The organism is Serratia nevei (assembly GCF_037948395.1).
Taxonomy (GTDB): Bacteria; Pseudomonadota; Gammaproteobacteria; order Enterobacterales; family Enterobacteriaceae; genus Serratia; species Serratia nevei.
This window is the reverse complement of record NZ_CP149940.1, coordinates 41,607-66,185: the sequence shown is the minus strand read 5'-3', so window position 1 is coordinate 66,185 and position 24,579 is coordinate 41,607. Positions and strand designations below refer to the sequence as shown.

23 protein-coding genes are annotated in these 24,579 nt (G+C 63.3%); 8 read left to right on the top strand and 15 right to left on the bottom strand.

What is annotated here, in order from left to right:
• Nucleotides 1-40: 40 nt before the first annotated feature.
• Nucleotides 41-1,156 carry a cyanate transporter gene (locus V8N38_RS00305; RefSeq protein WP_309531289.1) on the bottom strand — a complete coding sequence of 372 codons (1,116 nt, stop codon included), beginning with the start codon at nucleotides 1,154-1,156 and terminating at the stop codon, nucleotides 41-43.
• 210 nt (nucleotides 1,157-1,366) lie between these two features.
• Here V8N38_RS00305 and V8N38_RS00300 point away from each other — a divergent pair, with 210 nt between their 5' ends.
• Nucleotides 1,367-2,221 (top strand): LysR family transcriptional regulator, encoded by an 855-nt coding sequence (locus V8N38_RS00300; RefSeq protein WP_041037265.1) that lies wholly within the window; start codon nucleotides 1,367-1,369, stop codon nucleotides 2,219-2,221.
• 6 nt (nucleotides 2,222-2,227) lie between these two features.
• On the opposite strand, the gene V8N38_RS00295 is transcribed toward V8N38_RS00300, so the two are convergent.
• Complete coding sequence (locus V8N38_RS00295) at nucleotides 2,228-2,668, bottom strand: DNA-binding protein (RefSeq protein ID WP_147840576.1); 441 nt, start codon at nucleotides 2,666-2,668, stop codon at nucleotides 2,228-2,230.
• Nucleotides 2,619-3,239, bottom strand: a complete 621-nt coding sequence (locus V8N38_RS00290; RefSeq protein ID WP_147840577.1) for a nucleotidyltransferase domain-containing protein — start codon at nucleotides 3,237-3,239, stop codon at nucleotides 2,619-2,621. Before V8N38_RS00290 ends, V8N38_RS00295 begins: the two co-directional genes overlap by 50 nt.
• A gap of 205 nt (nucleotides 3,240-3,444) precedes the next feature.
• On the opposite strand from V8N38_RS00290, the gene V8N38_RS00285 reads away from it, so the two are divergent.
• The 3 genes from V8N38_RS00285 to V8N38_RS00275 all read left to right on the top strand — a co-directional run bounded on the left by V8N38_RS00285 (nucleotide 3,445) and on the right by V8N38_RS00275 (nucleotide 6,411).
• Nucleotides 3,445-4,833 carry an amidohydrolase family protein gene (locus V8N38_RS00285; protein ID WP_147840578.1) on the top strand — a complete coding sequence of 463 codons (1,389 nt, stop codon included), beginning with the start codon at nucleotides 3,445-3,447 and terminating at the stop codon, nucleotides 4,831-4,833.
• 100 nt (nucleotides 4,834-4,933) lie between these two features.
• Entirely contained in the window at nucleotides 4,934-5,485 is a 552-nt protein-coding gene (locus tag V8N38_RS00280; RefSeq protein ID WP_060441240.1) for an isochorismatase family protein, read from the top strand.
• Nucleotides 5,486-5,487: 2 nt separating this feature from the next.
• Nucleotides 5,488-6,411, top strand: a complete 924-nt coding sequence (locus V8N38_RS00275) for a GlxA family transcriptional regulator (RefSeq protein ID WP_087762496.1) — start codon at nucleotides 5,488-5,490, stop codon at nucleotides 6,409-6,411.
• On the opposite strand, the gene V8N38_RS00270 is transcribed toward V8N38_RS00275, so the two are convergent.
• Nucleotides 6,406-7,398 (bottom strand): acyltransferase, encoded by a 993-nt coding sequence (locus V8N38_RS00270; protein ID WP_147840579.1) that lies wholly within the window; start codon nucleotides 7,396-7,398, stop codon nucleotides 6,406-6,408. The genes V8N38_RS00275 and V8N38_RS00270 overlap by 6 nt on opposite strands.
• Before the next feature lie 217 nt (nucleotides 7,399-7,615).
• Here V8N38_RS00270 and V8N38_RS00265 point away from each other — a divergent pair, with 217 nt between their 5' ends.
• The gene (locus V8N38_RS00265) at nucleotides 7,616-8,863 is read left to right on the top strand and encodes an MFS transporter (protein WP_147840580.1); all 1,248 of its coding nucleotides are present in this window, start codon (nucleotides 7,616-7,618) and stop codon (nucleotides 8,861-8,863) included.
• A gap of 53 nt (nucleotides 8,864-8,916) precedes the next feature.
• Here the strand turns inward: V8N38_RS00265 and V8N38_RS00260 are convergent, their stop codons facing one another.
• Nucleotides 8,917-9,543: a LysE family translocator gene (locus V8N38_RS00260; RefSeq protein WP_147840581.1), complete on the bottom strand. Its 627-nt coding sequence runs from the start codon at nucleotides 9,541-9,543 to the stop codon at nucleotides 8,917-8,919.
• 121 nt (nucleotides 9,544-9,664) lie between these two features.
• Here V8N38_RS00260 and V8N38_RS00255 point away from each other — a divergent pair, with 121 nt between their 5' ends.
• The gene (locus V8N38_RS00255; RefSeq protein ID WP_147840582.1) at nucleotides 9,665-10,576 is read left to right on the top strand and encodes a LysR family transcriptional regulator; all 912 of its coding nucleotides are present in this window, start codon (nucleotides 9,665-9,667) and stop codon (nucleotides 10,574-10,576) included.
• A gap of 11 nt (nucleotides 10,577-10,587) precedes the next feature.
• On the opposite strand, the gene V8N38_RS00250 is transcribed toward V8N38_RS00255, so the two are convergent.
• From V8N38_RS00250 to fdnG, 10 genes are all read right to left on the bottom strand, one after another.
• Nucleotides 10,588-10,863, bottom strand: coding sequence for a type II toxin-antitoxin system RelE/ParE family toxin (locus V8N38_RS00250; protein ID WP_033636570.1), 276 nt, complete (start codon nucleotides 10,861-10,863; stop codon nucleotides 10,588-10,590).
• Nucleotides 10,863-11,123: a CopG family ribbon-helix-helix protein gene (locus V8N38_RS00245; RefSeq protein WP_041037283.1), complete on the bottom strand. Its 261-nt coding sequence runs from the start codon at nucleotides 11,121-11,123 to the stop codon at nucleotides 10,863-10,865. The genes V8N38_RS00250 and V8N38_RS00245 overlap by 1 nt, the downstream gene beginning before the upstream one ends.
• A gap of 82 nt (nucleotides 11,124-11,205) precedes the next feature.
• On the bottom strand, nucleotides 11,206-13,047 hold the full coding sequence (gene selB / locus V8N38_RS00240) for a selenocysteine-specific translation elongation factor (RefSeq protein ID WP_147840583.1): 1,842 nt from the start codon (nucleotides 13,045-13,047) through the stop codon (nucleotides 11,206-11,208).
• On the bottom strand, nucleotides 13,044-14,438 hold the full coding sequence (selA, locus tag V8N38_RS00235; RefSeq protein WP_147840584.1) for an L-seryl-tRNA(Sec) selenium transferase: 1,395 nt from the start codon (nucleotides 14,436-14,438) through the stop codon (nucleotides 13,044-13,046). The genes selB and selA overlap by 4 nt, the downstream gene beginning before the upstream one ends.
• A 68-nt stretch (nucleotides 14,439-14,506) precedes the next feature.
• The gene (locus tag V8N38_RS00230) at nucleotides 14,507-15,112 is read right to left on the bottom strand and encodes a glutathione S-transferase (RefSeq protein ID WP_038875954.1); all 606 of its coding nucleotides are present in this window, start codon (nucleotides 15,110-15,112) and stop codon (nucleotides 14,507-14,509) included.
• Between the two features lie 40 nt (nucleotides 15,113-15,152).
• Nucleotides 15,153-15,797, bottom strand: coding sequence for a DcrB-related protein (locus tag V8N38_RS00225; RefSeq protein WP_147840585.1), 645 nt, complete (start codon nucleotides 15,795-15,797; stop codon nucleotides 15,153-15,155).
• 114 nt (nucleotides 15,798-15,911) lie between these two features.
• The gene (gene fdhE / locus V8N38_RS00220) at nucleotides 15,912-16,841 is read right to left on the bottom strand and encodes a formate dehydrogenase accessory protein FdhE (RefSeq protein WP_038875958.1); all 930 of its coding nucleotides are present in this window, start codon (nucleotides 16,839-16,841) and stop codon (nucleotides 15,912-15,914) included.
• On the bottom strand, nucleotides 16,841-17,476 hold the full coding sequence (fdoI, locus tag V8N38_RS00215) for a formate dehydrogenase cytochrome b556 subunit (protein ID WP_004934017.1): 636 nt from the start codon (nucleotides 17,474-17,476) through the stop codon (nucleotides 16,841-16,843). Before fdoI ends, fdhE begins: the two co-directional genes overlap by 1 nt.
• A complete protein-coding gene (gene fdxH, locus V8N38_RS00210) occupies nucleotides 17,473-18,375 on the bottom strand; it encodes a formate dehydrogenase subunit beta (protein ID WP_033649532.1) in 903 nt (300 codons plus the stop codon). The genes fdoI and fdxH overlap by 4 nt, the downstream gene beginning before the upstream one ends.
• Before the next feature lie 12 nt (nucleotides 18,376-18,387).
• Nucleotides 18,388-21,435: a formate dehydrogenase-N subunit alpha gene (fdnG, locus tag V8N38_RS00205; RefSeq protein ID WP_147840586.1), complete on the bottom strand. Its 3,048-nt coding sequence runs from the start codon at nucleotides 21,433-21,435 to the stop codon at nucleotides 18,388-18,390.
• Nucleotides 21,436-21,853: 418 nt separating this feature from the next.
• On the opposite strand from fdnG, the gene sodA reads away from it, so the two are divergent.
• Both sodA and V8N38_RS00195 read left to right on the top strand, forming a co-directional pair.
• Nucleotides 21,854-22,474: a superoxide dismutase [Mn] gene (gene sodA, locus V8N38_RS00200; protein ID WP_004934003.1), complete on the top strand. Its 621-nt coding sequence runs from the start codon at nucleotides 21,854-21,856 to the stop codon at nucleotides 22,472-22,474.
• Between the two features lie 125 nt (nucleotides 22,475-22,599).
• Nucleotides 22,600-24,528 carry a methyl-accepting chemotaxis protein gene (locus tag V8N38_RS00195; RefSeq protein WP_060424318.1) on the top strand — a complete coding sequence of 643 codons (1,929 nt, stop codon included), beginning with the start codon at nucleotides 22,600-22,602 and terminating at the stop codon, nucleotides 24,526-24,528.
• The last annotated feature ends 51 nt before the right edge of the window (nucleotides 24,529-24,579 follow it).

Here is a 24,579-nt window from a genome sequence, read left to right as displayed (position 1 = left end):
AAAAGCAACGTCACTATAGGGAGCGGCAATGACAGAAATATTATTCGGCGAACGCCCGCCGATAGCTGTGCGGGTGGAAGCGCCAGGTGATGGCGATCAGCACCACCACCAGCAGCGCGTGGATCTGCCAGTCCAGCACGAAGCCGCCGCTGTAGTCGCGCAGCAGGCCGGAAAGGTAAGGCGTGACGCCCGCCAGCAGGAAGCCGACGCCCTGCATAAAGGCCACCAGCCGCCCTGCCGCCGCCGGCTGGTGCAGGTGATCAAGCGCCAGCACCAGGCACAGCGGGAACGCGCCGCCCAGCCCCAGCCCGGAAACCAGCACCCACAGCCACGGCAGCGTTTGCGGCAGGTAAATCAGGCCGATAAAGCCGATCAGTTGCATCATCAAGGCCAACAGCAGCAGCGGCCGCCGGTCATGATTGCGCGCCAGTGCCGGCAGCAGCAGCGCGCCCATCACCTGGCCGAAGGTCATCAGCGCCAGCAGCGAACCGCTGGCCTGCGGCTGCCAGCCGAGCTGCATGTAGTACGGTGGCAGCCAGGCGATCAGGCTGGTATAACCGCCGTTGATCAGGCCGAAATAGGCACCGAGCAGCCAGGCGCGCCGGTTGCGCAGCAGGCTTGGGCCGCGGTGTTCTCCCGCCGCGCCCAGGCGAGACAGCCCGCGGCTGACCGGCCACCAGGCCAGCAGCGCCACCAGGGCCGGCAACGCCCACCAGGCCAGCGCGCTGTGCCAGTCGCGCCCCGTACTCATCAGCCATGGGGTGATCGCCGCCCCCAGACCGCCGCCACCCATCAGCGCCGCCGACCACAGCCCGGCCACCAGCGCCATGCTTTTAAGGAAGTGATGCTTGATGATGCCGGGCATCACCGCCTGGATCACCCCGATGCCGAGCCCGCCCAGCACCGCGCTCATTAACAGTTGCACGCTGCCGGGGGCCAGTTCGCGCCAAAGCGCGCCCAGCCCGATCGCCAGCAGGCTCAACGTCACGGCGCTGCGTTCGCTGAACAGCCGATTGATGGCGCCGCCCGCCAGCGCCATCAGCCCCATCATCAGCACCGGCAGCGTGGTCAGCAGCGCCGCGCCGCCAAAGCTCAGTCCGGTGGCCTGGCGCAGCGTCGGCAGCAACGGGCCGATCGAGGTCAACAGCGGCCGCATGTTCAGGCCGATCAACACCAGCGCCAGCAACAGGGGGTTGAACCAGCGACGTGGAGAAGGTGAATTAACAGAATGATTTAACACGGTATATTCCTGGTACTGCGAAATGAAGAGTGCGGCGTCACAGCGCGATCGCCGCAGCGTTGCGTTACTGTAGGCAACGCCGCTAGTATTGGGAAATTAAATAATAAAATAGCCAACAGTGGGAAAATGAATCGCTACCCGATGTTCAATCCGCAGCTGCTGCTCAGCTTCGTCGCCGTGTGCGACAGCAACAGCTTCACCCGCGCCGCAGAGCGAGTGTTCTTGTCGCAGTCCACCGTCAGCCAGCAGGTGCGCCGGCTGGAAGAGATGTTGGGCAAACCGTTGTTTGAACGCTCCTCGCATCAGGTGCTGCTGACTGAAGAAGGCGTGAAGCTGTTGAGCTACGCGCGCCGCATCATCGCGCTGAATGAAGAAGCCCACGACGCGCTGACCGGCATCTGGCGCGACGGCGTACTGCGGATCGGCATGCCGGAGGATTTCGCCGTGCCCACCACCGAGCTGCTGGCCGACTTCAGCCGTGAGCACCCGCACCTGCGGCTGGACGTCGCCAGCGGCCTGAGCGCCGATCTGCACAGCGCCTACGCGCGTGAAGAGCTGGATCTGATCCTGGTGAAGCAGCGCCGCCGGCAACCGCCGCGCGCCGCGCGGCCGGAACCGCTGCTGTGGCTGGACAGCCTGGCCTTCCCGGCCATCGAGCAATCGCCGGTGCCGCTGGCGGTATTTCCGCTCAGCGGCCTGTACCGCGACGAGCTGTGCCAGGCGCTGGACAACCTCGGCAAACGCTGGCGCATCGGCTACAGCAGCGCCAGCCTGGCGGCGCTGACCGCCGCTTCCGCCGCCGGGCTGGGCGTCACCCTGCTGCCGGCCGGCTGCCGTCTGCCCACGCATCGGGTGTTGGGCGAAGCCGAAGGATTACCGCCGATAGACAGCTTCGAACTGGCGCTCTACTACCGCGACGGCGCCCCCGCCGCCACGCTGGCGCTGGCCCAGCGGCTGGCGGTGTTTTGCGGGTTGAAGTGAGGCCGCTTACGCCACTATCTGCGGATATTCGCGCTGCAGCCAGTCGATAAGCCGCCCCCACAGCGCCTCTGTCTGCTCAAGGCAAGCCTGTACCGCAGCGTCCGTCACCAAATCGCCGGAATAATCCGCCACGTTGCGCTGCTTTCGCAATGCGTCCAGGCAGATCATTGCCTCGCGCGGCAGCCCGACGGTGAGCGGCAACGATTGGATCATGATCTGGTGATGGCCGGGTTTGCTGGTCAGCGTGCGGTATCCCTTGGCTTGTAAAGCGGCATTAGCCATTTGCATGACCGCCTTATATGCCGTGTCGAAACGGCTCTCATTGCTGAGCTGAGTGATACCCGCATCGCGTCGGTTGCGAGCGGCGGCGGCCAGCAATTTTTTAATCGCCCTCGCGTCAGGCGTTATCACCTCCAGTCCCAGCCCGACCAGATTGTCCAGCGTCATCCTTGTCTCCCACAATCCAGAGTTGGGGTTTATCCATAATGTCCTGAATAAACGCGGAGTTCTCGGCCAAAGCCGCTTGCCACTCTTCCGGCGAGTACAGTTTGGGGTTAATTTCCCGACCCAGCGTTGCCTGCAGTGGATAAACCGCCTGAATCACATCCGCAAAAGACAGTTTACCGACGATCAGAATATCGATATCACTGGCCGCCGTCGCTTTGCCACTGGCGACGGAACCAAAGATGAAAGCCCGTTCGATGTCTTCCCCAAATCCTGTCAACACCTGCCGTAAGCGTGCAGCCGGCCCGCAGGCCTTGCGGAAAATCGCCGCCAGCTCGGGAAAAATCAGGCAATCGGCGTTGGCCTGATAGCAAATTTGGTTGCCCTGCCGCTGCCTGAGCAAGATGCCGGCTTCAGCCAGCCTGCTCAACTCTTTGTGTAAAGTCCCGGCCTGAGTTGCGGTGCGCCGCGCAATTTCTCGCACATGAAACACCTGCCCGGCTTCAATAAACAGCAGGCTTAGCACTTTTCTACGGTATTCGCTGAACAGCAATTCGAGCATCGGATCGTGCATCACGCTGACCTCAATGTAGCTTTAATGACTACAAATGTAGCCATTAAAGCTGCGAAAGAGCAAGCCAAGAGCCCCCTTCCGCCAGCAGACGCCGATCATTACCAAATCGAATAGTCACCAGTGGTAAATGTCGCTGCCAACCGGCCGGTTCCTCTCCTAAATTGGGGGATGTTTCACCCCTCACCTCTGGATTAAGGAACCGAACGTGGAAAACCCTCAACAACCGGGCCGCAGAGCCTTCCTCAGCCAAACCGGCAAACTCACCACCGCCTGCGCGGTGATCGGCCTGACCGGCGGCATGGCGCAGGCCGCGTCACCGGGCGACGGGCAGTGCGCACCGGCACCGATGACCCTGACCGATCGCCACTACTGCCTGAGTGAGGTGCGGCTGGAAGACGGTTTTGAATACGACGGCGAAACGGTGATCGGCACCCGCACCGCGCTGTACACGCTGGAGATCAAAGACGGCAAGATCGCCGCCATTCACGCCGCCAACGCCTCCCTGCCCGCCGGCGTGCCCCGCTATCAGGCGCAGGGCCAGCTGCTGCTGCCGGCGTTCCGCGACATGCACATCCACCTGGACAAAACCTTCTACAGCGGCCCGTGGCAGGCGCCGCGCCCGCGCCAGGGCAAGACCATCATGGACATGATCGCGCTGGAGCAGACGCTGATCCCGAAACTGCTGCCCACCTCGCAGCAGCGGGCGGAAAACCTGATCGCCCTGCTGCAGTCCAAAGGCAGCACCGTGGCGCGCAGCCACTGCAATATCGATCCGGTCAGCGGCCTGAAAAGCCTGGAGCACCTGCAGCGCGCGCTGGAAAACCACCGGGCGGATTTCAGCTGTGAAATCGTCGCCTTCCCGCAGCACGGCCTGCTGCACTCCAGGGTCGATGCGCTGATGCGCGAAGCGATGCAGATGGGCGTGCAGTACGTCGGCGGGCTCGATCCGACCAACGTCGACGGCGCGATGGAGAAATCGCTGGACGCCATGTTCCAGATCGCCCTCGATACCGGCAAAGGCGTGGATATTCACCTGCATGAGACCAGCCCGGCCGGGGTAGCCGCCATTAACTACATGATCGCCACCGTGGAGCAAAACCCGGCGCTGCGCGGCAAGGTCACCATCAGCCACGCTTTCGCCCTGACCACGCTGACGCCGGGCGAACTGGCGGAAACCGCCACCCGGCTGGCGGCGCAGCAGATCACTATCGCCTCTACGGTGCCGATCGGCGGCCTGATGATGCCGCTGCCGCAGCTCAGCGAGAAAGGGGTGTTCGTGATGACCGGCACCGACAGCGTGATCGACCACTGGTCGCCGTTCGGCACCGGCGACATTCTGGAGAAGGCTAACCTGTATGCCCAGCTGTACCGCGGCTCCGACGAGTATCACCTGTCGCGCGCCATGGCCATCTCCACCGGCGGCGTGCTGCCGCTGGACGATAAGGGCCAGCGCGCCTGGCCGAAAGCCGGCGACGCCGCCGAGTTCGTGCTGGTCAACGCCAGCTGTTCCGCCGAGGCGGTCGCCCGCCTGCCGGCGCGCAGCGCCACCTTCCATCAGGGGCGTCTGGTGGCCGGCCAGGTGAGCAAAGCCTAAGGTCGGTCCGCTGTTGTCATCATGATGGCCGTTTTTGGCCTTCTGCCAGAGTAAGGCGCGGCGCAAGATGGTCGCTACACACACTGGCGGAGGGCCGAAAATGTCACAGAGCGCGTTATTGATCATCGATGTCCAGCAATCATTCCAGCACCGTCCATTCTGGCAGGAGGACGATCTGCCGGCGTTTCAGCAGGCGCTGACCCGCCTGATCGCGGGCTGCCAACAACGCGGCGCGGCGCTGGTCGACGTGCTGCACGTTTCGCCGCAGGGGCCGTTCTCGCTGGCATCAGGCCACGTGCAGCGCCTGCCGTTCCTCACCCACCAGGCGGATATCACCGTGCATAAGCATGTGCACAATGCGCTGACCGAATCCGGCCTCGACGCCTGGCTGCGCGAGCGGGATATCAACCACCTGATCGTCTCCGGCATCCGTACCGAGCAGTGCTGCGAAACCACCACCCGGGTGGCGTCCGATCTCGGTTATCGGGTGACCTTCGTCACCGAGGCGACGCTGACCTTCCCGATGCGCCATCCCGACGGCGAAGTCTTTACCCCCGCGCAGCTGAAGCGGCATACTGAAACCGTACTGGTCGATCGTTTCGCCCGCATCGCCAGCGTGGATGAGGCGCTGGCGCAACTCGCACAGGAGTAACCATGTCGCAGGCCGTCTATTTTCTGCTGTTGCCCAACGTGCTGTCGCTGGACGTCAGCGGCCCGGCGGAAACCCTGCGCCTCGCGGGGCAGTTCAGCCTGCGTTATCTCAGCCCGTCGCCACAGATCATCTGCTCCATCGGCATGACGCTGAGCGGCCTGCAGCCGTTGCCCGAACGCTTGGAAGACGGCGCCATCCTGGTGCTGCCGGGCGTCGGCGATTCGCAGCGCTATTTCGCCGGGGAAGAGGCCGAGCAGGCGCGTCGCTGGCTGGCGACGCTGCGGCCCGATCTGCAGCGACAGCGCATCACCCTGGTGTGCATCTGCTCCGGCGCGCTGCTGGCGGCGCAGGCCGGGCTGCTCGACGGCTATCAGTGCACCACCCACCACGACGTTATCGAGCGTATCCGCCGGCAGGCACCGGCAGCGCAGGTGAAAGAGAACCGTATCTTCGTCGAAGATCGCGGCGTCTACACCAGCGCGGGCATCACCACCGGCATCGATTTGGCGCTGCACCTGGTCCACCGCCACTGCGGCTCCGGCCGGGCGCGCGACGTCGCCCGCGATATGGTGGTCTATTTCCGCCGCGCCGGGGACGATCCGCAGCTGTCGCCCTGGCTGCGCTACCGCAACCACCTGCACCCGGCGGTGCACCGCGCGCAGGACGTGATGGCCGCCGAGCCGGAGGCCGACTGGTCGGTGCCGCAGGTGGCGGAAAAAGCGCACGTCAGCAGCCGCCATCTGGCACGGCTGTTTCGCAGCCACGTCGGCATCAGCGTGCGGGAATATCATGAGCAGCTGCGGCTGGCGGTGGCGCAACAGCGTCTGCAGCAAGGATATGGGTTGGAGAAGGCCGCGTTGGCGGCCGGCTTTTCTTCCGGGCGGCAGCTGCGCCGCGCCCAGCAGCGCCAGCGCTCGCCGCTATGACACCAGCCGGCGGGTATCCAGCCGCTGCAGGCCGACAGACAGCAGCAGGCTGAGCCCCAGCGCCACACCGAACACCCAGAAGATATCCAGCAGCGGGTGGCCGGTGAAATCCAAGTGCCGGCTGCGCATCACGTTGACGATCAGGGCGTGAAAACCGTAGATCGCCAGCGAATGGCGGGAGAACGCGCTCAGCCAGCCGATCGGCTGCGGCAGACAGTGTTTCACCCACACCAGCAGCGCCACCGCCGCCATAAACACCAGCGGGCCGCTGTAGATATAGTAGGTATCGGCGAAGTTGCCGTTGATGAACAGCTGGTGCTTGGTGCCGCGCGCGATCAGCGCCACGCACAGCGCAAATCCCAGCGCCGCCAGCCAGCCCACGACGCGCCCGCGCGCCTCCATCATGCCAATCGCCCGCCCGGCCAGCGCATACAGCAGGTAGTAGAAGGTATCGCCGTAGATATACAGGTTAACCGGCAGCAGGTGCACGTTGCCGAAGGTCAGCTTGTCGGTATTCGGGTTGGCGATCGCCGCCAACACCACCAGCGCGGCGGCCAGGTAACGGCGCGACACCGGCTTGACGCTGATCAGCGGCGACAGCAGGTAAATCACCGCAATGGCATAGAAAAACCACAGATGATAGAACACCGGCTTTTGCAGGATGGCGCGCAGCGACGGCCAGAAGCCGATCTTGGTAAAGGTCGCGATATAGATCAGCGCGATGGCGCTGTAGAACAGAATGCAGCAGGCGATACGGGTGAAATGCCGCCGGCCGGCGCTCTTGTCGCCGAAGAACAGGTAGCCGGAAATCATGAAAAACAGCGGCACCGACACGCGCGACAGCGAGTTCAGCACGTTGGCGATATCCCAATTGTGCAGCCCTATCGCCGCGCCGTTGGTGACGTAATAGGTGGTGGCGTGGATCATCACCACCATCATGCACGCCATCGCCCGCAGGTTGTCTATCCAGCCGATTTTCTCGCTCAAACGCTCGCCCGATCTTGTGTCATATTGATATGTTAAGAAGAGGTTATCGGGCACGGCGTTCGGCGACAACCCAAAAGCGAAATATCAGAATGCACTTAAACAACACCTTATTATTGCGAAGGTGAACAATTGGCGGCAAAATAGCCGCCACAACTCGCTCAGTTTGCGCTTCCCGCCCTGGCAGTTCCTTTTTCTCTTTTACTATCAGTACAATAATATGAAAACGACATTACCACCTGCGGCACGTTTGGGCCGACAGGCGCTTTTATTCCCTCTTTGTCTGGTGCTGTTCGAGTTCGCCACCTATATCGGCAACGATATGATTCAGCCGGGCATGCTGGCCGTCGTGGCGGATTTCAACGCCGGCGAAGAGTGGGTACCCACCTCGATGACCGCCTATCTGGCCGGCGGCATCTTCCTGCAGTGGCTGCTCGGGCCGCTGTCGGATCGCCGCGGCCGTCGCCCGGTGATGCTGGCCGGGGTGGCGTTCTTTATCGTCGCCTGCCTGGCGATCCTGCTGGTCACCACCATCGAACAGTTCATCGCCATGCGTTTCCTGCAGGGCATCGGCCTGTGCTTTATCGGCGCCGTCGGCTACGCCACCATTCAGGAGTCGTTCGAAGAGGCGGTGTGCATCAAAATCACCGCGCTGATGGCCAACGTGGCGCTGATCGCCCCGCTGCTCGGGCCGCTGGCCGGCGCGGCGCTGATCCACGTCGCGCCGTGGCAGAGCATGTTCGTACTGTTCGCCGCGCTGGCGGCCATCGCCTTCTACGGCCTGTGGAAAGCGATGCCGGAAACCGCCACGCTGCAGGGCGAGGCGTTCTCCGCCGCCAACCTGTGGCGCGACTACCGCCAGGTGCTGGGCAACCGCCGCTTCCTGTGCGGCGCGCTGGCGATCGGTTTCGCCAGCCTGCCGCTGCTGGCCTGGATCGCCCAGTCGCCGGTGATCCTGATCAGCGGTGAGTCGCTGTCGACGCTGGACTACGGCCTGCTGCAAATCCCGGTGTTCGGCGCGCTGATCCTCGGCAACCTGACGCTGGCGCGCCTGACCGGCAAAAACAGCGTGGAGCGCCTGATCAAGCTGGGCGCAGGCCCGATGCTGCTGGGGTTGCTGATCGCCGCGCTGGCAACCCAGTTCTCCAGCCACGCCTACCTGTGGATGACCGCCGGCCTGAGCCTGTACGCCTTCGGCATTGGCCTCGCCAACGCCGGGTTGTACCGCCTGACGCTGTTCTCAAGCAACGTCAGCAAGGGCACGGTATCAGCCACCATGGGCATGCTGAGCATGATGGTGTTCACCGTCGGCATCGAGCTGGCCAAGGTCGCCTACGTCTGGGGCGGCAGCGGGCTGTTCAACCTGTTCAACCTCATCAGCGGCCTGTGCTGGCTGACGCTGGTGGCGCTGTTCCTCGGCAAACGCCGCAACGGCGACCCCACGCCGCAGCCGACCGGCGCGGCTTAAATGCCACGATAAAACGCCGGTCCGGTTTCCCGACCGGCGTTTTTTATGCGGCTTCAGCCGAGCAGCCCCCACAGCGCATACCCCGCTCCCACTACCGCCACCCCCAACAGCAGCGACGCCGACAGGACAGAGATCGCCCGCCGCGCGTGCTGCAGCGCCATTCCCGACAGCAGGGTGATATAGGTCAGCAAGATGGCGAAGTCCGCCAGCACCCACAGCGCGGTCAGTAGCGTCAGGCTGGCGCCGATCGAGGGGGTGACGGCGATGAACTGCGGGAAAAAGGCGACGAAGAAGACAATGTCTTTGGGGTTGGCGATGCCCACCAGAAAACCGTTCAGGATCGCCGAGCGTTTTTGCGGCGGCGCAACGGGCTGCGCATCGGGGGTTCGCGCGGATAAATCCTCATACAGCGAGACGATCGCCATACGGCCGATAAACAGGCAACCCAGCAGACCTACCCACTGCAGCATGCGCATATCCACGGCGAACAGCCCGGTGATAATCAGCGCGGCGATGCCGATCAGCAACAAGGAGGCCCCGTTGCTGCCCAGCGCGGTCAACAGCGCACGCCGGGCGCCAAAGCGCGCGGCGGTGTTGGCCACCATCGCCACCACCGGCCCCGGCGTGGCGATCAGCAACAAAATGGCGGCGAAATACGCCGCCAGTAACGACAGGTTCATCTTTATTTCACTCACATTCAGTCAGTTGGCGTCGCGCCATTATCATGCCGCCGCCCCCGCCTTGAAAAAGGAGTAATCCTGTCGTTTACTGTGAATCAGACTCATTATTAGAGACGCCGAGATGGCCAGTTCCCTTCCGCCGCTTTACGCCCTGCGCGCCTTCGAAAGCGCCGCCCGCACCGGCTCGTTCACGCTGGCCGCCGAGGAGCTGCATCTCACCCCGAGCGCGGTCAGCAAGCACATCAAAACGCTGGAGCAGCACTTCGGCTGCCGGCTGTTCCAGCGCAACGGCCCGCGTATCGAGGTCACGCCGCAGGGGAAAATCTTCGCCGCCGAGCTGCAGCAAGGGTTTGGCCGCATCGAGCAAGCCTGCGAGCTGTTCAGAAGCCACCGCGATCTGCTGCGGCTGAAGGCGCCCTCCACCCTGACCATGCGCTGGCTGCTGGACTGCCTAAGCCGGTTCCGGCAAACGGCGCAGGCGTTCGACGTGCAGGCAGCCAGCGTCTGGATGGACATCGACAGCGTGGATTTTTTCAGCGAACCCTACGACTGCGCCATCCTGCTCGGCAACGGCCATTTCGGCGCCAACACCGCCGCCGCCAAGCTGTTCGACGAATGGCTGATCCCGATTTGCGCCCCCGCGCTGCTCGCCGACGGGCAGCGCGATCTCGCCGCCTGCCCGCTGATCCACCCTTCACCCGATCGGCGCGACTGGCGGCGCTGGCTGCAAAAAAGCGGCATCGCGGCCCCGATCGATCTTGCACGCGGCCAGGTATTTGATTCGCTGGAACAGGGCAATGCGGCGGCCATCGCCGGGCACGGTGTCTCGATCGGGGATCTGGCGCTGAGCCTGCGAACCATTGAGGAGGGGTTATTGGCGCTGCCTTGTGACGCCGCCGTGCGCACCGGCGACGGTTACTATCTGGTTTGGCCGGCGGAGTCGGCGAAACGGCCGCTGATCGAACGCTTACAGGCGTTTCTCGCCGCCCAAACGCCCGACGTCAGCCGGGCCGCCGTCAGGTTTATCGGCTAGGGGAATTCGGCCTATCGCTCTTCGCGGGTATGCCAAATACGCAGAACATAAATCGTTGCCGGCTGCACCTGGTAACGTATCTCATAGCGGCCGACCAGAATACGCCTCACCTCCTGCGGTAAAAACTCGTCCAACCTTTCACCCAAGCGAGGATTATCGAGCAACGCTTTAGGCGCGGCGACCAAAGCCTTCACCGAATTCGCTGCCGCAGTACGGTTAGCCAAAGCAAGAAACTCAAACAAACGCGCCAAATCCGATAGCGCCTTACTCGTCCATTTTAACTCCATCAGCGCGGTACCGGCAGCGGATCGTCACTGTCCAGGCTGGCAGCCCAGGCTTCTACCGACTCATGATCGATAACGTTTTGCTGTTCGACATCGGCCAGCGCCGCCAGCGTTAATCGACGGCGCTCTTCCTCTTGCTCAAGCCAGGCGGCGAGGGCTTGCTTCACTATCCATCCCCGTGAGCGGTCAAGTTTGGCGGCCATTTCATCCACCTTTTCAGCCAAAGGCAGCGGCACATGAGCGGTGATGACTTTCGTATTCATCGTCTTGCTCCTCAATACAATCGACATCAATCAAAGTGATTAAAGCTGATTATACCGCCATCAGAGAACAAAAAACACGCAATCAGTTGCCGAACAACCCGCCGTCGCGCAACAGATGCTCGTTACCCTTGCGGCGGGTAAAACCGCTGCGATCGAAGAACTCCAGCACCTGGATCGCCAGCTTGCGCCCGACGCCGAGCCGATCGCGGAAGTCGGCGGCGTTGGCGCCGCCACGCTCCGCATCCAGCTCGCGGATCAGCGCCGCGAACTGATCGATGCGTCGGCTGAGGTAGTAGCGATCCACCACCACCGCCGTCACATAGCCCAGCTGAGCCGCCTTGCGCAGCAGCGCCCGTACCCGGCTCTCTTCCTCGCCCAACTCGCTCGCCAGATCGCGCACCCACCACGGCTCGTCGCCGAACAGCGGTTCGATGCGCGCCCACAGCGGCGCCTCTTCGGCGCTGAATGCCAGACCGTGTTCCGGCAAATGCAGCCAGCCGCGCGTATTGCGCAGCGCACCGGCCTTCAACAGCCGATCGATCATCATAAACACCAACGCTTCCGGCTGCTGAGGCAGCGCCATGCGCCGCAGGCGGGCGCGCCCTAACCCCAGCTGGTCGGCGTGCTGTTGGTGGTACTCCGCCAGCACCTGCAGCAGCCGGCTCTCCGCCTGTTGCACCTGATCCTGCGCCAGCGCCCGGTCACCGACGATCAGCAGATCGCGATCCGCCAGCAGTGCCGCCAGGCCGTCGTCGGTCAACTGACGCGCCCAGGCGAACGCCGCCAGCGACAGCGCGCCCTGCGGCAGCTCAAGCGCCAGCACCTGCGCATCGTCTTGCGCCTGCGCCAGAGCCTGCAGCCATGCCAGGTAGTCCGGCTGGCGCTTGCCGCGCTTGGGCGCGCTCAGCCTGAGCACCCGGGCCGCGCCCAGCGTTTGCCGTGCGCCGATGTCGCGCAGCACCAGCCGATCGTTTTCCGCCAGCCACAGCGGGCGATCGAGGATCAGTTCCGCCAACCCGTCGTTCAGCAGCGAAATGCGCCCGGTGATGTGGCTGGCGGCATGGTGCAGATGCAGCGGCTGCCAATGGCGGATCGGCCGATCCGCTTCCAGCGCCACCAGAATGCGTTCCGCCGCTTCCGGTGGACGCTGCGCCAGCAGCCAGTCGCCGCGCGCGATCCGGTCTTTATCGACATCGCCGCTGATGTTCAACGCAATGCGTTGCCCGGCCTGCGCCTGCTCCACGGTCTGATTTTGGGCGTGCAGGCCACGCACCCGCACCGGCGCGTCGGCGCCGGTCAGCCACAGCGAATCCCCCACCTGCACCCGGCCACCGAGCGCGGTGCCGGTCACCACCAGCCCCGCCCCTTTGACGCTGAACGCACGGTCTACCGCCAGGCGAAAACGGCGCGTCAGCGCGTGCTCGCCGGAGGGCAGCGCCAGCAAATGCGCGCGCAGCGCCTCGATGCCTTCCCCCGCCGCCGCCGCGGTAACAAACAGCGGCGCATCGGGCCAGCCCTGGCGCACCAGTTCGTCGCGCACCTGGCGGCGTACCTCGTCGACACGCGCCGCGTCCACCCGGTCGGCCTTGGTCAACGCCACCGTCAGCGCCGGGCGCCCGCTCAGGCGCAGGATCGCCAGATGCTCGCGGGTTTGCGCCATCACGCCGTCGTCGCAGGCCACCACCAGCAATGCATGGTCGATACCGCCGACGCCCGCCAGCATATTGGCGAGGAATTTCTCGTGGCCGGGCACGTCGATAAAACCCAGCACCCGGCCGTCCGGCTGCGGCCAGTAGGCGTAACCCAGATCGATGGTCATGCCGCGGCGCTTTTCTTCCGGCAGGCGATCCGCGTTGATCCCCGAGATCGCCTGCAGCAGGGTGGTTTTGCCATGATCGACATGGCCGGCGGTGGCGATGATCATGAGGCGTTCAGCGCTTCGATCAGCGCCCCTTCCTGTTCCAGACAGCGCAGATCCAGCCACAGCCGGCCGTCGCCGAGGCGGCCGATCACCGGCTGGGGCAGGCGGCGCCAGCGTTCAGCCAGCGCCTCCAGCGTGGCGCCGCGGCCGTCGCGCGGCGTGAAGGTCAGCGCATAGCTGGGCAGGCGATCCACCGGCAGTGAACCGCTGCCAATCTGCGACCAGCACGGTTCGGCGCGCAGCTCGAAATCGGCGGTAAACCGTGGCGTCAGCGCCGCCAGCAGCCGCTCGGCCGCCTGTTGCATCTCCAGCTGCGGGCGGGTCAGCAGCCGCAGCGTCGGCAGCTGCTCAGCCAGTTTTTCCGGCTGCAGATAGAGCCGCAGCGTGGCCTCCAGGGCCGCCAGCGTCAGCTTGCCGACGCGCAGCGCGCGTTTGAGCGGATGCTGCTGCAGGCGAGCGATCAGCGCCTTTTTGCCGACGATGATGCCGGCCTGCGGGCCGCCCAGCAGCTTATCGCCGGAGAACGTCACCAGATCGACGCCGGCGGCCAGCAGCCGCTGCGGCATCGGTTCGGCGGGCAGGCCGTACTGCGCCATGTCGATCAGCGAGCCGCTGCCCAGATCGGTGGTGGTCGGCACGCCCTGTTCGGCCCCGAGCTGCGCCAGTTCGGCCTCGTCGACCGCCGCGGTAAAGCCCTGAATGCTGTAGTTGCTGGTGTGCACCTTCATCAACAGGCCGGTCTGCTCGTTGATGGCCTGGCGGTAATCTTTCAGATGGGTGCGGTTGGTGGTGCCGACCTCCACCAGTTGGCAGCCCGCCTGGCGCATCACGTCGGGTATGCGGAACGCGCCGCCGATCTCCACCAGCTCGCCGCGCGACACCACCACCTCTTTGCCGGGGGCGATCGCCGCCAGCATCAGCAGCACCGCCGCCGCGTTGTTATTGACGATGCAGGCGTCCTCCGCGCCGGTCAGCCGGCACAGCAAATCCGCCACCGCCCGATCGCGATGGCCGCGCCCGGCGCCGTCCAGATCGTACTCCAGCGTCACCGCCTCCCCCATCACCGCGCTTACCGCGTCCTTCACCGGCTGCGCCAGCAGGGCGCGCCCGAGGTTGGTGTGCAGCACGGTGCCGCTGAGGTTGAACACCGGCAGCAAAGCCGGGCGTTGCTGCCGGGCCAGCTCCGCCCGCAGCGCCTGTGGCCAGTCGTCGCACCAGGCGGGTAAACATTGCTGTTGCTTGATAGCGGCGCGCGCCTCGGCCTGCAGCCGGCGCAGCAGTTCGCCGATCAGCGTCTGGCCATGCTGCGCCACCAGCGGTTCAATCGCGGGTTCTCGCAGCAGGCGGTCAATGGCGGGCAGTTGGCTGTAAAGAAGGTGGGATTCAGTGCTCATGGTCGCTCGGTTTTCAGTTTAGACGTATCGGCATAGCAAAACCCCGCCGCGGCGGGGGAGAAAAAAGCTCAGGGAGGCGAGGTGCGGGCGAAGCTTTCGCGGGCGAACAGGCGTTCGGCCAGCTTGACCAGCGCCGGGCGCTCAACGCACCAGTTGGGCAGGATGCGGCGGAAATTGAGGTAGCCCAGCGCGCAGCCGGTGGCGATATCCGCCAGCGTCAGCCGCTCGGCATTGAGCCACGTTTTTTCCCGCGCCAGCGCCTCCAGCGCATCCAACCCCTGCGTCAGTTTGTCACGCTGGCGCAGCATCCAGTTTTCGTCCTGTTTTTCCGGCGCGCGCCGGCTTTCGCGAAACAGGGTCGCTGCCGCTTCGGTCACGCCGTCCGCCAGCGCCGCCACCTGGCGGACGCGCAACGCGGCGGCGCGATCGGCCGGCAAGAACGCCGGTTCCACCGCCAGCAGCTCAAGGTATTCGGCCACCACCGGCGAGTCGTAAAACACCTCGCCGTCATCGGCGATCAGCACCGGCACCTTGGCGAGCGGGTTCAGCTCCTTCACCCGGCTGCCGGGCTCATACGGCGGATCGTTGACGAATTCGAACGCGATCCCCTTCTCCAGCAGCATCACGGAAATCTTGCGCACAAAGGGACTGGTGTAACTGCCGATAAGCTTCATCCGTTCTCCTCCGCTTCGTCCTGGCCGCGGCGCGGCGCCCTTACTTCACCGCCAGGGTATCGATAATCCGCTGCACCAGCGCCTGGTGCACTTCCGGCGTTTTGGCCGGCGACAGCATTTGCAGCGTCACCACCCGCTTGTTGAACACCGTCAGCACCAGCGTGGACACCACCTTCTGCCCGTTGACGGTCTGCTCGGTATCCACCCGACGAAACTTCTGTTTGCCGACGGTGAAGTTCTCTTCTTTGGTGGTCTGGATATTCTGATAGCGCTCGGCCAGCACCGTGATGGCGCTCTGCGCCAGCTCTTTCAGCATTTTGTCGCTGGTGTTGAGCTTCATGTCGTCCGGCGGGATCACCTCGGACGAAACCGCGCTCTGGCGCGACTTGCCGTCGAGGAAGCGCTGAATGGTGGAGGTGCTGTCGTTGATGATGCCGCTGTTCAGCGTCTGATCGCTAAAGCCCGGCGGCAGCTCGAAGGTGATTTTGCCCTTCTGCAGCGACACGTTCAGCCCCGGTGGCGCGGACGGGGTTTCTGCCGGCGCAGGCGGTGGCGCGGGCTGCGTCACGGTCGGCTTGGTGTCCGGTGACGGCACCGCCGGTTTGGTGTCGTCTTTGTTGTCGCAGGCCGCCAGTCCCATCGCCAGCACGGCGACCGCGGTCAATTTTGCCAGGGTGTTTAACATCGTGGTTCCTTTCGCTTGGCGCGTTATGGCCTAAACGTAGCAACTCGCCCGGGTGAATGCCAGAAGCCCGTTCTGAAATTGCTGGTCCGGCCCCGCGCGAACGGGGCCGGGCGGTTACTCCGCCGGGAACAGGAACGGATTGATGCTGCTGCGGCCGAAGCCTTCTTCTTCCATGCGGGCGTCCAGCACCAGCGAAGCCAGATCGTCGGCCACCGCTTCGACCTGCGGGTCTTTTTCCTGATAGAGGATCTTCAGGTAAGTGCCGCAGTCGCCGCAGCTCTCCGCCTTCACCGCCGCCTGCTCGCTGTCCAGCGACCAGTAGTTGAGATCGCGGGTCTGCTCGCAGTTGCTGCACTTCACCCGCACCACGTGCCATTCGCTTTCGCACAGGTTGCAGTGCAGGTAGCGCAGGCCGTTGACGGTGCCGATGTGCACCATGCTGGAGACCGGGATGCTGCCGCACACCGGGCAGAATTGGCGCTGCTCGCCGTATTCGGCGCGCGCCTTGCCGGGGATCAGGCTGGCCATCTGCGCCCAATAGAGCGACAGCGCGGCCCAGAGGAACGGCGCCTTCTCGCTGCCCACCTTGCCGAACTCGCGGTTGAGCAAGGCGTCGGCCATCAGCTCCAGCTCGTGCGCCGAGGCTTTCTCCAGGTTGTCCAGCACCGCCAGGATATGCTCCGGCGCCTGCGGGCGCAGCTCGGCGATCAGCGACGTCAGCAGCTTGCGCCAGTGCTCGCTACGCGGGAACACGCTCAGATCGAGCGGCGGTTTGCCGCTGGCGGCGCCCTGCGCCAGCGCTTCGCTCAGATCGAGCTCCAGCGGGTTATCGTGCAGCGCATGCTGCTGCGCCTGCGCCAGCTCGGCGGCGAAGTTCAGGTAGTCGCCCAGCGGATTGTCGACCGCCAGCTGACGCAGACGATCGGCGCGGCGGCTGTACAGGCTTTTCAGGTTGGCGAAAAGTAACGGCGGGATGTTCTCCGCCGTTGTGGACTTCTCACGCTGTGCCCCTAACTGCTCTTTAGGAACGATGCGGATACTCATCAGGGTTTATCTTCCTGTCGTTTCTCGCGGACCTCACGGTACCAGCGCGGATGATGTTTCTTGGCCCAGGCCGCCGGCACCCAGCCTTCCACCATCGCGGTAATGGTGCCTTTTACCCACAATGCGGCGTAAATGTGCACCATAATCACGATAATCAGGCCGACCGCGGCCAGCGAATGCACCAGCAGCGCGATGCGGATCAGCGGGATGGAGAACGACGGCGCAAAATACGGCCGCCAGATCACCACGCCGCTGGCCAGCAGCAGCACCAGGCTGATAATCGCCGCCCAGAACACGCACTTCTGGCCGAAATTATAGCGCCCGGTGTCACCCACTTCCTCGTTCATGGCGATTTTGTGGATGTTCTTGGCCCAAACGATATCTTCCCGGTTGATCAGGTTATGCTTCCAGTAGCGCAGGAACATCAGCAGGAACGCGGCAAACATGATCACCCCGACAAACGGGTGCAGAATGCGCGCCAGCTGCGGCGTCCCGAAGATGTTCATCAGCCAGTTGAAGGAGGGGAAGAAGAACCCCAGCCCGCTGATGGCGGCGAACACGAAGCAGAACGCCACGATCCAGTGGTTGATGCGCTCCGGTGCGCTGTAACGCTGAATGGGCTTTTCCTTTCTCATTTGCGCGTCTCCTCGTCATGCGACTCGTCGTGCTCGTCCTCATCGTCGACGCGGTTAGGCCCGACGCCGACATAGTGGAACACGCTGGCCGCGAAGGTGGCGGCAAAGCCGATGGCCGCCAGGGGTTTCCACACGCCCTTCCAGAAGGTCACCGCCGGGCTGATGCTCGGGTTGTCCGGCAAACCGTGGTACAGCTGCGGTTTGTCGGCGTGGTGCAGCACGTACATCACGTGCGTGCCGCCCACCCCCGCCGGATCGTACAGACCGGCGTTCTGGTAGCCGCGGGTGTTCAGCTCGCTGACGCGATCTGCCGCCACCTGCTTCATCGCTTCCTTGGTGCCGAAGTGAATGGCGCCGGTCGGGCAGGTTTTCACGCAGGCCGGTTCCTGGCCGACGTCCACGCGGTCGACGCACAGGGTGCACTTGTACACCCGGTTGTCGTCCTTGTTCATGCGCGGTACGTCGAACGGGCAGCCGGCGATGCAGTAGCCGCAGCCGATGCAGTGCTCGGACTGGAAGTCGACGATGCCGTTGGCGTACTGAATGATCGCGCCTTCCGACGGGCAGGCCTTCAGGCAGCCCGGATCGGCGCAGTGCATGCAGCCATCCTTGCGGATCAGCCATTCCAGCTTGCCGTTTTCCTCCACCTCGGAGAAGCGCATCACCGTCCACGACTTGGCGGTCAGATCGGCGGGGTTATCGTACACCCCGACGTTGTGCCCCACCTCGTCGCGGATGTCGTTCCATTCGGAACAGGCCACCTGACAGGCCTTGCAGCCGATACAGGTGGTGACATCGATCAGTTTGGCCACTTCTTCCTGGTGGTCACGGGCGCGCGGCGCCGGTGTGAAACCATTGGTGGCGGATTTACGAATGATGTCTTGAGATTGCATGGCCATAATTCGTCTCCGTTACACCTTTTCCACGTTGACCAGGAACGCCTTGAACTCCGGCGTTTGCGTATTGGCGTCGCCGACGAACGGCGTCAGCGTGTTGGCGATAAAGCCTTTCTTCGCCACCCCTTCGTAACCCCAGTGGATCGGGATACCGATGGTGTCGACTTCCTGGCCGTGCACCTGCAGCGTGCGAATACGCTTGGTCACCACCGCCTTGGCCTTGATGTAGCCGCGGTTGGAGCTGACCTTCACGGTGTCGCCCTGCTTGATGCCTTTCTTCTCCGCCAGCTTCTCACCGATCTCCACGAACTGCTCCGGCTGCGCGATGGCGTTCAGCCGCGCGTGCTTGGTCCAGTAGTGGAAGTGCTCGGTCAAACGATAGGTGGTGCCGACGTAAGGGAACTTGTCGGATTTGCCCATCGCCGCCAGATCGTCCTTGAACACGCGCGCCGCCGGGTTGGACACCACGTTCGGGTGCAGCGGGTTGGTGCCGAGCGGCGTTTCGAACGGCTCGTAGTGTTCAGGGAACGGCCCTTCCGCCATCTTGTCGGTGGCGAACAGGCGGCCCATGCCCTCCGGCTGCATGATGAACGGCCCGACGTCGCTGCCCGGCGCGGCGGTGCTGTAGTCCGGGATATCGGCCCCGACCCACTTGGCGCCGTCCCACTCCAGCAGCTGGCGTTTCGGATCCCACGGTTTACCCTGCGGGTCCGCCGAGGCGCGGTTGTACAGGATGCGGCGGTTGAGCGGCCATGCCCAGGCCCAGCCCAGCGTATTGCCGAGGCCGGACGGATCGGCGTTGTCGCGCCGCGCCATCTGGTTGCCGGCCGGCGTCCAGCTGCCGGCGAAGATCCAGCAACCGCTGGCGGTGGTGCCGTCGTCGCGCAGCTGCGCGAACGAGCTAAGCAGCTCGCCTTTTTTCACCAGCACTTTGCCGTCGGCATCCAGCAGATCCGCCAGCGCCTTACCGTTATTCTCCTGCGCCACCTCTTCCGGCGACGGGTTGTCCGGCGTCAGGTAGTCCCAGCGCATGTTCAGCACCTGTTCCGGCACCGCACCGCCGTCGCGCGCATACATCTCGCGCAGGCGGCTGAAGATGCCCGCCAGGATCTCGCCGTCGTTCAGCGCTTCGCCCGGGGCATCTGCGCCTTTCCAGTGCCACTGCAGCCAGCGGCCGGAGTTGACGATCGAGCCGTTCTCTTCGGCGAAGCAGGTAGACGGCAGGCGGAACACTTCGGTCTGGATCTGCGAAGGATCCACCTCGTTGAACTCGCCGTGGTTCTGCCAGAAGTTGGAGGTCTCGGTGTTCAACGGATCGATGGTCACCAGGAACTTCAGCTTGGACAGCGAAGCCACTACCTTGTTTTTATTTGGGAACGACGCCACCGGGTTAAAGCCCTGGCAGAAGTAGCCGTTGACCTTGCCCTGCGCCATCATTTCGAAGTACTGCAGCACGTCGTAGCCTTTGTCCCACTTCGGCAACCAGTCAAAGCCCCAGCTGTTGTCCTTCTGCGCCTTGTCGCCGTAGAAGGTCTTCATCATGCTGACGAAGAATTTCGGGTAGTTGCCCCAGTAGTTCACCTGGCCCGGCAGCAGCGCCTTCGGCGTGTTGGCCTTCAGGTAGGTCTCGAGATCGGTCTGTTTCTCCGACGGCAGCGTCATGTAACCCGGCAGGCTCTGCGACAGCAGGCCGAGATCGGTCAGCCCCTGGATGTTGGAGTGGCCGCGCAGCGCGTTGACGCCGCCGCCCGCCATGCCCATGTTGCCGAGCAGCAGCTGGATCATCGCCATGGTACGGATGTTCTGCGCGCCGACCGAGTGCTGAGTCCAGCCCAGGGCATACAGGAACGAAGCGGTTTTATCCGCGACGCAGGTTTCGGCGATGTATTCGCACACCTTGAGGAAATCGTCCTTCGGCGTGCCGCAGATGTTGGCCACCACGTCAGGCGTGTAGCGGCTCACGTGCTGTTTCAGCATGTTCCACACGCAGCGCGGATCCTGCAGCGTGACGTCGCGCTTGGCGAAGCCGTTCTCGTCGAACTGGTAGTTCCAGGTGGTTTTGTCGTACTTGCGGTTTTCCGCGTCGTAGCCGCTGAACAAGCCGTCTTCGAAGGCAAAGTCTTCCCGCACCAGCAGGCTGGCGTTGGTGTAGGCCTCGACGTATTCGCGGTTGAACTTGTTGTTGGTCATCAGATACAGCAACACGCCCGACAGGAAAGCGATGTCGGTCCCGGAGCGGATCGGCGTGTAAAAGTCCGCCACCGATGCGGTTCGGGTAAAGCGCGGATCGATCACGATCAGCTTGGCATTGTTGTGTATTTTGGCTTCCATCGCCCAGCGGAACCCCACCGGATGCGCTTCCGCCGCATTACCGCCCATGACGATAATCAAATTCGCGTTCTTGATATCAACCCAGTGGTTGGTCATCGCACCGCGACCAAATGTTGGAGCAAGACTTGCTACCGTTGGTCCGTGTCAGACACGCGCCTGGTTGTCTACGGCAAGCATGCCGAGAGCGCGACTAAATTTTTGCGACAGAAAACCGGTTTCGTTGCTGGCGGCCGAGGCGCACAGCATGCCGGTGGTCAGCCAACGGTTGACGGTAACGCCCTGGTCGTTGGTTTTGATGAAGTTGGCGTCGCGGTCTTCTTTCACCAGCTTGGCGATGCGGGTAAAGGCGTCGTCCCAGCTGATGCGTTGCCATTTGTCCGACCCTGGAGCCCGATATTCCGGGTACTTGAGGCGGCTTTCGCTGTGGATGAAGTCAACCAGGCCGGCGCCTTTCGGGCAAAGCGCGCCGCGGTTTACCGGATGATCCGGATCCCCTTCGATATGGAAAATGCTTTCTTTGGCGTTCTTGGCGCCATCACCAAGGCTGTACATCAACAGCCCACAGCCGACGGAACAATACGTACAGGTATTACGGGTCTCGCGGGCGCGCAGCAGTTTGTACTGCCGGGTTTCCGCCAACGCCACTTCGGGGGCAAAGCCCAGCGCGGCCACCGTCGTTCCTGCCATACCGCCAGCGCAGATCTTAAAGAACTGCCTTCTGCTGACCTGCATGGGGGTCTCCTTTCACTCTCGATTGTCACATTGTTCAAATGCGCCTGCCCCGCTAGCGCGGCAAACGCGAATGTCACTGTTGTTATGCTTGCTACGAACGCCGGCCATATTACCACAGCGTGCTTGTGGTTGTTACACACTCGTGCTCATTCAGTGAACGCATTGGCACATTTCGATACATTTCGGCGTTGGCGCTCCCTACAGTATAGAGAGTAACCCACGCGCCGGATCGACGGCTTGACGCGGCCATCCGCCGCCCTCTTTTATCAGTATGTTAGCGCAGCGATTAGTTCATTAACCACACAATTCACAGGGCATTGATAATCATTTTCAATATCATTTAATTAACTATAATGATCCGACTGCTTACGCGGTGCTCGCCCTTTGCGCCGCCCATACACCACTGGAGATGATGATTATGAGTTATTCACTGCCATCCCTGCCGTACGCTTACGACGCACTGGAACCGCATTTCGACAAGCAGACGATGGAAATCCATCACACCAAACACCACCAGACCTACGTCAACAACGCCAACACCGTGCTGGAAGCCTACCCAGAGCTGGCCAAATACAGCGTTGAAGAGCTGATCCAGGATCTGGATAAAGTGCCTGCCGACAAACGCACCTTCATGCGCAATAACGCCGGCGGCCACGCCAACCACAGCTTCTTCTGGAAAAACCTGAAAACCGGCACCACGCTGGGCGGCGATCTGAAAGCGGCCATCGAGCGCGATTTCGGCAGCGTTGAGAAATTCCAGGAAGAGTTCGAGAAAGCTGCAGCCACCCGCTTCGGTTCCGGTTGGGCCTGGCTGGTGCTGAAAGACGGCAAACTGGCCGTGGTGTCTACCGCTAACCAGGACAGCCCGCTGATGGGCGAAGCCGTCGCCGGCGCTTCCGGTTTCCCAATCATCGGTCTGGACGTGTGGGAACACGCTTACTACCTGAAATATCAGAACAAACGCCCTGACTACATCAAGGCGTTCTGGAACGTGGTCAACTGGGACGAAGCCGCCGCACGCTTCGCCGCGAAGAAGTAATTCGCTCCCGTTGATGAAGATGCCCGCCACCGGCGGGTATTTTTTTGCCTGAAATCCGCTAAAGTTTGACCACTTCTTGCCGATGGTTTGTTCAATTGACGTTCGCCCGGAGAAGGAAAAACGCTATGGCGGCATTGCAAGCATTGGCAGGAAAGTTCACTCATCTCACCGTAGGTAAAAAGCTCGGTCTCGGCTTCGCGCTGTTGCTGCTGTTGGCGGTCGTCATCGCCGGCACCGGGGCGCAATATCTGCACATCATCGAATCCCGCGCCGATCGCATCGACTTCAGCAACCGGCTGAACGAGGAGATCAACCAGGCCAAATACAATCGCGCCATGTACGGCCAGACCTACCGGCCGGAGTACATTCAGAACAACCGCGCCAATATTGAGAACGCCGTCAAACTGATAGACCAGGGGCAGGCGCTGGACTGGGACGCCCAAAGCCGCAAGGATCTGCAGCGTCTGGTGACGCTGATCGGGGAATATCAACAGCAGCAAAAAGTCTTTGAGCAGGCGGTCACGGCGAAAGACGCGGTGCGCCAGAGCTGGAACATGTCGGAAGTGCAGGCCAGCCTGAGCCAGGTGGAACGCCAGCTGACCAACGGCGATCTGCAGCTGGCCTTCATCCAGCTGAACCAGAAGCTGACCCAGGTGCGCTACGGCGCGCGCGGCCTGCTGCTGAGCCTGAACAAGGAAACCGAAGCCCCGCTGATGGCGGCCATTGACGACGCGCGCGACGCGGCCAACGCCCTGAGCCGCAGGGTGAGCGACGCGCAGCGCCCGCAGCTGCAGCCGCTGCTGGCCGCCCTGGACGATTACAAAAACCGCATCGCGGCTTACCTGCCGGCCTATGAGCACGAGCAGCAGATCAGCCGGCAGCTCGGCGAACGCGCGCAAGCGATCGGCATGCTGGTCAACGCCTTTATGCAGGACGAGCTGGTGCAGACGCGCAACAACATCAATCTGGCGCAGCTGCAAATGGGCATCACCACCCTGATCGCCATCATCGCCGGGGTGCTTATCGCCTGGCGCATCACGCTGCAGATCACCCGTCCGCTGCACAGTACGCTGGCGATGGCGGAACGCATCGCCGGCGGTGACCTGCGCCAGGCGCAGACCAGCACCCGCCGCGACGAGCTGGGGCAGTTGCTGAACGCGGTGGCGGCCATGAGCCAAAACCTGCGCACCATGATTGAGAAGATCCAGATGGGGGTCAGCCAGGTTTCTACCGCCTCTGCGGAAATCGCCGCCGGCAACACCGATCTCTCTTCCCGCACCGAGCAGCAGGCGGCGGCGGTCGAGGAAACCGCCGCCAGCATGGAACAGCTGACCGCCACGGTGAAACAGAACGCCGACAACGCCCATCACGCCAATCAGCTGGCCACCGACGCCTCGCAGACCGCGCAGCAGGGCGGCAAGCTGGTGGAAAACGTGGTCAGCACCATGCGCGATATCTCCAGCAGTTCGCAGCGTATCGCCGAAATTACCACCCTGATCAACGGCATTGCCTTCCAGACCAACATCCTGGCGCTCAACGCCGCGGTCGAAGCGGCACGCGCCGGCGAACAGGGCCGGGGCTTCTCGGTGGTTGCCAGCGAAGTGCGCAGCCTGGCGAGCCGCAGCGCCCAGGCGGCCAAGGAGATCGAAGGGCTGATCGCCGAATCGGTCAGCCGGGTGAAAACCGGCACCGAACTGGTGGAAAGCACCGGCAACACCATGGAACAGATCGTCCGCTCGGTCACCCACGTGCGCGACATCATGGCTGAAATCGCCGCCGCCTCCGATGAGCAGACGCGCGGCATCGCCCAGATTGGCCAGGCGATCGTCGAGATGGACCACACCACCCAGCAGAACGCCGCGCTGGTGGAAGAGTCCGCCGCCGCCGCCGATTCGCTGGAAGAACAGGCCGACATGCTGCTGCAAAGCGTCTCGGTGTTCCGTTTGGCGGAGCAGACCGAGCCCGCCGCCGTGAAAGCCGCCGCGCCGAAAGCGCCGGCGGTAAAACCCGCGGCCGCCAACGCCGCAGCGGAAGAGAACTGGACCACCTTCTGATGCTCCACCGCCCGCCCGACGATTTTCGGGCGGGTTGTTATGTCCCCCCGG